The sequence below is a fragment of the Promineifilum sp. (SeqCode) genome (assembly GCF_041918635.1).
Classification (GTDB): domain Bacteria; phylum Chloroflexota; class Anaerolineae; order Promineifilales; family Promineifilaceae; genus Promineifilum.
In genome coordinates, this window is record NZ_JAYRVJ010000178.1 from 1 (window position 1) to 8,234 (window position 8,234).

8 protein-coding genes are annotated in these 8,234 nt (G+C 69.5%); 7 read left to right on the top strand and 1 reads right to left on the bottom strand.

Annotation, left to right across the window (positions count from 1 at the left end):
* The 7 genes from ACE3UY_RS06035 to ACE3UY_RS06065 all read left to right on the top strand — a co-directional run.
* Positions 1 to 811, top strand: an 811-nt coding sequence (locus tag ACE3UY_RS06035) for an efflux RND transporter periplasmic adaptor subunit (RefSeq protein ID WP_374686647.1), incomplete at its 5' end; no start/stop codon positions are given.
* Positions 808 to 1,524 carry an ABC transporter ATP-binding protein gene (locus tag ACE3UY_RS06040; RefSeq protein WP_374686648.1) on the top strand — a complete coding sequence of 239 codons (717 nt, stop codon included), beginning with the start codon at positions 808 to 810 and terminating at the stop codon, positions 1,522 to 1,524. The genes ACE3UY_RS06035 and ACE3UY_RS06040, both read left to right, overlap by 4 nt.
* A complete protein-coding gene (locus ACE3UY_RS06045) occupies positions 1,521 to 2,810 on the top strand; it encodes an ABC transporter permease (RefSeq protein WP_374686649.1) in 1,290 nt (429 codons plus the stop codon). The genes ACE3UY_RS06040 and ACE3UY_RS06045 overlap by 4 nt, the downstream gene beginning before the upstream one ends.
* Before the next feature lie 36 nt (positions 2,811 to 2,846).
* A complete protein-coding gene (locus ACE3UY_RS06050) occupies positions 2,847 to 3,449 on the top strand; it encodes a hypothetical protein (protein ID WP_374686650.1) in 603 nt (200 codons plus the stop codon).
* 52 nt (positions 3,450 to 3,501) lie between these two features.
* Complete coding sequence (locus ACE3UY_RS06055) at positions 3,502 to 5,091, top strand: sensor histidine kinase (protein WP_374686651.1); 1,590 nt, start codon at positions 3,502 to 3,504, stop codon at positions 5,089 to 5,091.
* Complete coding sequence (locus ACE3UY_RS06060) at positions 5,088 to 5,639, top strand: shikimate kinase (protein ID WP_374686652.1); 552 nt, start codon at positions 5,088 to 5,090, stop codon at positions 5,637 to 5,639. The genes ACE3UY_RS06055 and ACE3UY_RS06060 overlap by 4 nt, the downstream gene beginning before the upstream one ends.
* A gap of 97 nt (positions 5,640 to 5,736) precedes the next feature.
* The gene (locus ACE3UY_RS06065) at positions 5,737 to 6,975 is read left to right on the top strand and encodes a DUF3048 domain-containing protein (protein ID WP_374686653.1); all 1,239 of its coding nucleotides are present in this window, start codon (positions 5,737 to 5,739) and stop codon (positions 6,973 to 6,975) included.
* Positions 6,976 to 7,336: 361 nt separating this feature from the next.
* On the opposite strand, the gene asd is transcribed toward ACE3UY_RS06065, so the two are convergent.
* Positions 7,337 to 8,234, bottom strand: an 898-nt coding sequence (asd, locus tag ACE3UY_RS06070; RefSeq protein ID WP_374686654.1) for an aspartate-semialdehyde dehydrogenase, incomplete at its 5' end; no start/stop codon positions are given.

The window sequence follows — 8,234 nt, forward strand, 5'->3', positions numbered from 1 at the left end:
CGCCCTGAACGAGTACAACAAGGCGCTCGATCGTCCCTGGGAGCCGGCCGACGTGGTGGAGGGGTATCGCCTGGAGTACGTCGCCGCGCAGCGCCAGCGCGAGGTCGCCGAGGCGGAATTGGCGGCGGCGCGCAACCGCCAATGGGCTGCCGGCGAAGAGGTCGCCGCGCGCCAGACTGACCTGAGCCGCGCCGAGGCCGAACTGGCCTACCAACAGGCGCGCGGCGTGGACCCGCTGCTGAGTCTGACTGTGCGCGAGGCCGAAGCCGCGCTGGCGGCGACGGCGCTGCTCGCCCCGTTCGATGGGGTGGTGCTGGAGACGGCCGCCCGTACGGGCGAGATGGTCGGCGCGGGCCAGACGCTTCTGCTGCTGTCCGACCCGACAGCCGTAGAGGCGCAGACGACGGTCATCGAGGAAGACCTGCCGCTCGTGCGGACGGGGCAGATGGCGGAGTTGTTCTTCGACGCCCAGCCCGACGCTGCCGTGCGGGGGCGAGTGGATCGCATCGTACCGCGCCGGATCGCCGGCGAGGAGCGCCCGCTCTACACCGTTTACCTGAGCCTGGAGGGCGCTCTGCCGGCCGGCATCCTGCCCGGCATGACCGTGGACGCCTCGATCATCATCGAGCGCCGCGCCGATGCGTTACGCCTGCCGCGCGCCCTGGTGCGCGGCGGCGAGGCGACGGCCACGGTTGACGTGTGGGTGGCCGGGCGGCGTGAATTGCGCGCGGTCGAGGTCGGCCTGCGCGGCGACGTGTACACCGAGGTAATCTCCGGCCTGGCGGAGGGGGATGAGGTGGTGGCCGAATGAACGCGGCCCAGGATACTGCCCCGGTCATCGCCGTCGAGGGGCTGACACGGACGTACCGTCTGGGCGGGGGCGAGATAGCCGCCCTGCGCGGCGTCAGCTTCACCGTCGAGGCCGGCGAGATGATCGCCCTGATGGGGCCGTCGGGCAGCGGCAAGTCAACGCTGATGCACCTGCTCGGCTGCCTGGACACGCCCAGCGGCGGCCGGTATTGGCTACAAGGGCGCGACGTGACCGGACTGAGCGGGCGCGAGCGCGCCGCCATCCGCAACCGGCAGATCGGCTTCGTCTTCCAGACCTTCAACCTGCTGGCGCGACAGACGGCGCTGCAGAACGTCGCCCTGCCCCTGCGCTACGGCGGCGCGCGGCGCGACGCGACCCGGCGGGCGGGCGAAGCCCTGGCGCGCGTCGGTCTGGCCGACCGGCTGGCGCACCGCCCGTCGGAGCTATCGGGTGGCCAGCGGCAGCGCGTCGCCATCGCCCGCGCCCTGGTTGCGGCGCCGGCTATCATCCTGGCCGACGAGCCGACCGGGAACCTCGACAGCCGCACGGGGGCCGACATCCTCGACCTGCTGGCGGCGCTCAACCGGGACGAGGGGCGCACCATCATCCTGGTCACCCACGATGCCCAGGTGGCCGCCCGCGCCAGCCGGCTGCTGACCCTGTTCGACGGTCACTTGCGGGAGAGCGGCGCGCCTGAGGAGGCCGCCCGATGAACCCGCTCGACACCGTGCTGACCGCCCTCCAGGGCATTGGCGGCAACAAGCTGCGGGCGGCGCTGACCACGCTGGGCATCGTCATCGGCGTGGCCTCGGTCATCATCATGCTCGCGCTGGGCAACGGCGCGCGGGCCGCCGTGGACGCCAATTTCCGCTTTCTCGGTTCGGACGTCGTCCAGATCGCCGTGAAGGAGAAGCTGGAGGAGGGCGAACTGCTGCCCGTCGGCCAGATTCTCTCCTATGAGGATGGGTTGCGCCTGACCGAACTGCCGCTGGTGGCAAGCGTCGCCATGTCCATCGGTGGGGAAGGCAAGGTGCGCTACGGCCGCGGCGTGCTGGACCTGGCCGTTTTCGGCGCGACGGCCACGGCGCTGGCCGACCTGGCCGCCGGGGGCGAAGTGCAGCCGGTGGGCTGGCCGGACGGTGCGCCGCTCTCGGCCGGGGCGCTGCTGGCGCGGGGCCGCTTCTTCACGCCGGCCGAAGTGCTGGCCGGGGCCGACGTCTGCGTGCTGGGCCAGCAGACGGCCCACGACCTGTTCGGCGACCGCGACCCGCTGGAAGAGGTGGTGTGGGTCAACCGGCGGCGCTGCGCGGTCATTGGCGTGCTGGTCGAACTGGAGGTCATCGATCCGCTGCTGGCCGGCCGCAGCCGCCCCAACGACGCCTTCTACCTGCCCATCAGCACGGCCATTCGCAACCTCTACGACCGCGAGCCGTCCGTGGCGGTGACGGCGCGGGTGACTGACGAGGCGCGCATGGCTGAGGCCAAGGAGCAGATTCGCGCCTTTCTGCGACAACGGCACGGCATCGACAAGGACGAGGCGGGCGACTACCAGGATGACTTCCAACTGACAACGCGGCAGGACATCCTGGGCGCGCAACAGGAGGCGGCGCGCACCTTCGCCTTCCTGCTGGCGGCAATGGCCGTCGTCTCGCTGGTCGTGGGCGGCATCGGCATCATGAACGTCATGCTGGTGAGCGTGACCGAGCGCACGCGCGAGATCGGCATCCGTCTGGCTATCGGCGCGACGCGGGAGAACGTGATCGCCCAATTCCTGGCCGAGGCGGTGCTCATCAGCGGTCTCGGCGGGCTGATGGGTATCGCCGCGGGCGTGCTGGCGATCCCGCTGGCCGCCGGGCTGAATCGCGGCGTGGCCTTGCTCTCGCCGGACAGCATCCCGCTGGCTTTTGTCGTGGCGCTGCTGACCGGGCTGGTGTTCGGGCTTTACCCGGCCGTGCGCGCCGCGCGTCTCGATCCCATCGAGGCGCTGCGCTATGAGTGACAGGTAGTTTGAGCACACTTTTCTGGAGGTTATACCATGAAACGAAACACGCGAATCATCCTGGCCGTCGGCGTCGTCGCCGTTATCGCCGTGGCCGCCATCCTGGCCGCGGGGGCCTATACTGCCATCCAGCTGCTGGCCGACGAGGGCGCGACGACCGCCGGGGCGGGCGAGGGGCGGGTCATGCAGTCGGTGATCGACAACGGCAGCGGCCCGGTGTCGGTGCGCACCAACTTCCTGCCCGCGCCAGAACTGCCGGACGAGCCGTCGGCGGCCAGCGGCATCGTCGTCAGCCGCCAGGACAACAGCGTCATGCTGGGCACGGGCAACATTGACGTGGCCGTCGAAGTCCAGGTGGACCCGAACACCGGCCAGGAGTCCCGCTCCGTCGTCCCGCGCACCGACGGGCCGCAGGTGGAAGTCGTGATCGGGCCGGACACGGCGCTCTACCGCGACGTGACCGATTTTCAGGCCGGCATGCCCACCGAGAGCGGCGAGCGCGACTTGCAGCAGGTCGTCCGGCCGGCGGATTCGGCCGACGCCATCGAGCCGCAGATGGAGATGCAGGTCTGGGGCGAACGGCGCGGCGACCGGATCATCGCCACGGTCGTCGTCTTCGGCCCGCTGCCCGGCTTCTAGTTCGCGTGCGGAGTATGGCGGGCCGGGCGGCCGGTCTGCTATACTCCGCCCCATGATCCCCATGTCCCTGCGCTGGCGTCTGCCCCTGACCTACGCCTTCATTGCCCTGCTGGCGGTGCTGGCGCTGGGGGCCGTCTTGCTCATCACCCTGCGCGGCGTCTACCGCCAGCGGGAACTGGACTATCTCATCGCCAACGCCGACGTCATCGCCGAGGAGATCGCCGGGCCGATGGCCGACAACATCGCTCCGACCGGCTGGCTCCAGGCGCAGATCGCCGGACTGGCTTTCCTGACTCAGACCCGCGTCCGCGTGACCGGCCCGGCCGGCGCGACGGTCTACGCCGACTCGGGCGACCCGGCGACGACCGACGGCTCCACGCGCATCGCTATCGACGTGACGGTCGGCGACGTGGCCCAATCCTTCAGCCAGTCCATCGAGCAGGGCGAGAGCGGCGCGACCAGCAGTTACTCCTCCACCATCATCGTCGAGGACGCGACGTTCAGCCGCAACCTGGACGAGGTGGTGACGACACAGGGCGGCGACGCGCCCCCCGCCTCCCGGCTGCCGACCATCGGCACGCTGTTCGGCTTCGGCCTGAACCCGGCGCTCTCTTCGACCGGGGAGCGCTCGAATCTGGTGGTGCGGCGACCCATCCTCGACCTGGCGGGCGAGACGCTGGGCTACGTCGAACTGCTGGATGGCCCGGCCTATGGGCGCGACATCCTGCGCAGCGTAGCCCGCGGTTGGGCCATTGCCGGGGCGGTGGCTGTGCTGCTGGCCGCGCTGGTCGGTTGGGCGGCCAGCCGGCGCATCACCCGGCCGATCCTCGCCCTGACCGACGCCACCCGTCGCATGGCCGGAGGCGATCTGGCCGTCCGGGCCGAGGTCGTCGGGCAAGACGAGATCGCCGTCCTGACCGAGTCGTTCAACCGCATGGCCGGGCGGGTCGAGGAGACGGTGGACGCCTTGCAGCGCTTCGTTGCCGACGCCGCCCACGAGTTGCACACGCCGCTGACCGCCCTTCGCTCCGACCTGGAACTGCTGGCCGCGTCGGCCGGCGACGCTCAGGGGGCGCGACTGGCGCGGGCGCGGGAGCAGACGCTGCGGCTGGAGACGCTAACGACGGGGCTACTGGCCCTCTCTCGGCTGGAGACGGACGCGGCCGAGCGGGCACGTGCGCCGCTCGACCTGGGCGACTTGTTGCGGGCGACCAGCGAACCCTACGCCTCGCGCGCCGAACAGGGTGGGGTGCGCTTCGTGCTGGAACTGCCGGCCGGGCCGCTGCACGTCATCGGCGACGCGCGCCAGTTGGGTCAGGCCATCGGCAACCTGCTCGACAACGCGCTCAAGTTCACGCCGCCGGGTGGGGCGGTGCGGGTTGGGATGCGCGCGGATAGTGAGTGGGCCGCGCTCACCGTGACCGACACGGGCATCGGCATCCCCGCCGCCGACGCGCCCCACGTGTTCGAGCGCTTCCACCGCGGCGGCAACGCCGCCGGCTACCCCGGCAGCGGTCTCGGCCTGGCGATGGTCAAGGCCATCGTCGAGGGGCACGGCGGTCGGGTGGCGGCCGAGGCGAGCGGATCGGGCGCGACGCTGGCCGTCCGGTTGCCGCTGGAGGAAGCGCCCGACGCGCCATGATCAGCCGCGTCGCCATCATCGGCACAACCGGCTCCGGCAAGAGCACGCTCGGCGAGCGGCTGGCGGCGCGGTTGAGCTGCCCCTTCGTCGATATCGACGCGTTGAACTGGGGGCCGGACTGGACGCCCGCGCTCGTGCCTGTTTTGCGCGAGCGGATGTCGGCTGCGCTGGTCGGCGATTGCTGGATCGTGGCCGGGAACTACAGCAAGGTGCGCGACATCGTCTGGAGCCGGGCGGATACGCTCGTCTGGCTCGACTACCCGCTGCCGCTCGTCTTGTGGCGGCTGCTGCGACGCACTGTCCGCCGCGTCTTCACTCAAGAGGAGTTGTGGGGCGGCAACCGTGAGCGGTTCCGGGCACAATTCGCCAGCCGCGATTCCCTCTTCCTCTTTGTACTCCAGACCCACTACCGGCGGCGACGCGAATACCTGGCCGAACTGGACAAGCCGGAATACGCCCACCTGCGCGTCTGGCGCTTCCGGCGGCCGGGGGAGATGGAGCGCTGGTTGGCGGCGGTGAGCGGTAGGCAACCAGTCGGACAATCGTAACGCCTTCTATGCCCAATTGACGTACAATTCGAGATGGCCCGCGGGCGCGCTGGTCGCGCGGCTGCCGGCTTAGACTTGAATCATCGGTAGGAATATCATGCTGTCGAAACGCTTTGCACTGCTGCTCGTCATCGTAGCCCTATTCGCCGTCGCCTGTGGCGGGAGCGGCGCCCAGCCGGGCGACGTACCCGCGCCGCCCACCGGCGCGCTGGCTACGGCCCAGGCCGAGGTCGAGGCGACCATCACGCCCGTCCCGCCCACAGCGACGACGGCCGCGACTCCGACACTGCCGCCGGCCGTCGTCGTCACGCCCGAGGTGACGCTCGCGCCGCCGACGCCCGAAGTGACGCCCGCGCCCGACACCGTCGTGCTGGCTAACAACGCTGAGGCATTCGCCGGCCGCAACCCGCTGACCGGCGAGGAGGTGGACGACCCGACCGTGCTCGAGCGCCGGCCCATCGCCGTCAAGCTGGCGAACGCGCCGGCCGATTACACGCGCCCGCAGGCCGGCCTGAACGACGCCGACATCATCTTCGAGCACTGGACGGAGGGAGCGGTAACGCGCTTTACGGCCATTTTCTATGACACCGTGCCGCCCAACGTCGGCCCCGTCCGCAGCGCCCGCCTGATCGACGTAGAACTGCCGGCCATGTACGATGCCATGCTGGCCTTCTCCGGGGCCAGCGTCGGCGTCAACCGCAAGCTGAACGCCTCCGACTTCGCCGACCGCCTGTTGCGGGCCAGCGAGCCGGGCTTTTACCGCACCGGCGACACGACCAAGGCGTTTGAGCACACGCTCTACATCCGCATGGCCGATCTCTGGGCGGCCGTGGAGGCCAAGGGGTTGAACACCGCGCCGCACTTCAACACCTTCAACGCCTTCACCGAGGAGCCGCCAGCGGGCGGCTCGCCGGCCGGCACGATCAACATCAGCTATAAGACGGAAGAGATCGAGTGGGTCTACGATGAAGCGATCGGCCAGTATCGCCGCTGGATGGACTTCGAGGAGCACCTCGACGCCAACACCGAAGAGCAGGTGACCGTCTCAAACGTCATCTATCTGAACCCCTTCCACGTCAACGATCCCGACATCTGCGAGCAGATCACCAACGGCGTCTGCGCGGCGCTGTCGATCGAGATTCAGTTGTGGGGTTCCGGCCCGGCGGTGGTCTTCCGCGACGGCCAGCGCTACGACGTGACGTGGCATCGCGACGGCCGCAACGATCAACTGACCTTCACCGACGCCCAGGGTAACCCGTTCCCGCTCCAAATCGGCCAGAGCTGGGTGCAGGTCGTGCCGAGCTATATTCCGAATTCGCTGACGGTAGCGCCGTAAGAGAGGGGCTAGGGGAAGAGCGCTCCTCCCCTGGAACCTTTCTTCCCTAGCCCCTAACCCCTAGTCCCTATTCTTGCGGCTTGCCAGCGCCAAATAGAGCACCATGCCGCCGACGATCAGTCCGGCGAAGGCGAACGTCACTACGGTTGTCAATAGGCTGATAGCGGATACGTCGGTCATTTGTTTCGCTCCTATCGGGGCAGGCCGGCTATCTCAGGTGCCGGCTCCGCCCACACTCGCCCGCGCGCATCTGAGGATACGCACTCCGAACCTGCCACCTGTCAGAACCCGCCCCTGGGGCCGCGGATTCTGTTCTCCCCTGCTTCCTTGCTCCCCCGCACCCCTGCTCCCATGCCACCCGCTACCGAACGTATCCATCACCGATATACCCCTGCACCGCGAGTAGCTCGGCGTTCAGCAGCGCCCCGCTGGCCGCGCCGCGCAGGGTGTTGTGGGTCAGGGCCATGTAGCGCACGTCAAGTACCGGGCACTCGCGCACTTTGCCCACCGTCCAGGCCAGCCCGTCGCCCGCGTCCCGGTCGCGGCGCGGCTGGGGCCGGTCAGGTTCGTCGCGATAGATGAGCAGTTCCGACGGCGTCGAGGGCAGTTGAGCGCAGACGGCCGGCGGCTGCCAGGCGCGCAGCGCGTCGATGGCTTCAGCCGCCGTGGCCTGGCGGCTCAGCTTGACCGAGACGCTCGCCAGATGGCCGTCGATGACCGGCACGCGGTTGGCCTGGGCGCTGACCGCGATGTCGGCCAGGATCATCCGGCCGTCGCGCACGTCGCCCAGCAGCTTTTTCGGCTCGTTCTCCAGCTTTTCGTCTTCGCCGCCGATGTAGGGCACGACGTTGTCATAGATATCCATCGAGGACACGCCGGGATAGCCCGCGCCGGAGATGGCCTGTAGCGTCGTGATGATGGCCGCCTCGACGCCGAACGCCTCCTGCAAGACCTTCAGCGGCAGGATGGCGCTGGTGGTCGAACAGTTAGGGCTGGCGACGATGAAGCCGGGCCAGTGGTGTTCCGCCTGCTGGGTGGGGATGAGACAGGTGTGATCGGGGTTGACCTCCGGGATGAGCAGCGGCACATAGGGGGCCATGCGGAAGACGGAGGTGTTCGTGACCACGGCGTAGCCCGCGGCGGCAAACTGCGGCTCCCACTCCTTGGCCTCGGTCGTGGGCAGCGCGGAAAAGACGACGGGCGGGTTGCCGGGGATATCTAGCTCCGGGCGGGTCGGCTGCACGATGAGGTCAGCTGTC

What these genes read in the sequence shown, in the direction of transcription:
- ACE3UY_RS06040 (WP_374686648.1), top strand. Translation starts at nt 808, where the DNA reads ATGAACGCGGCCCAGGATACTGCCCCGGTCATCGCCGTCGAGGGGCTG.
- ACE3UY_RS06045 (WP_374686649.1), top strand. Translation starts at nt 1,521, where the DNA reads ATGAACCCGCTCGACACCGTGCTGACCGCCCTCCAGGGCATTGGCGGC.
- ACE3UY_RS06050 (WP_374686650.1), top strand. Translation starts at nt 2,847, where the DNA reads ATGAAACGAAACACGCGAATCATCCTGGCCGTCGGCGTCGTCGCCGTT.
- ACE3UY_RS06055 (WP_374686651.1), top strand. Translation starts at nt 3,502, where the DNA reads ATGATCCCCATGTCCCTGCGCTGGCGTCTGCCCCTGACCTACGCCTTC.
- ACE3UY_RS06060 (WP_374686652.1), top strand. Translation starts at nt 5,088, where the DNA reads ATGATCAGCCGCGTCGCCATCATCGGCACAACCGGCTCCGGCAAGAGC.
- ACE3UY_RS06065 (WP_374686653.1), top strand. Translation starts at nt 5,737, where the DNA reads ATGCTGTCGAAACGCTTTGCACTGCTGCTCGTCATCGTAGCCCTATTC.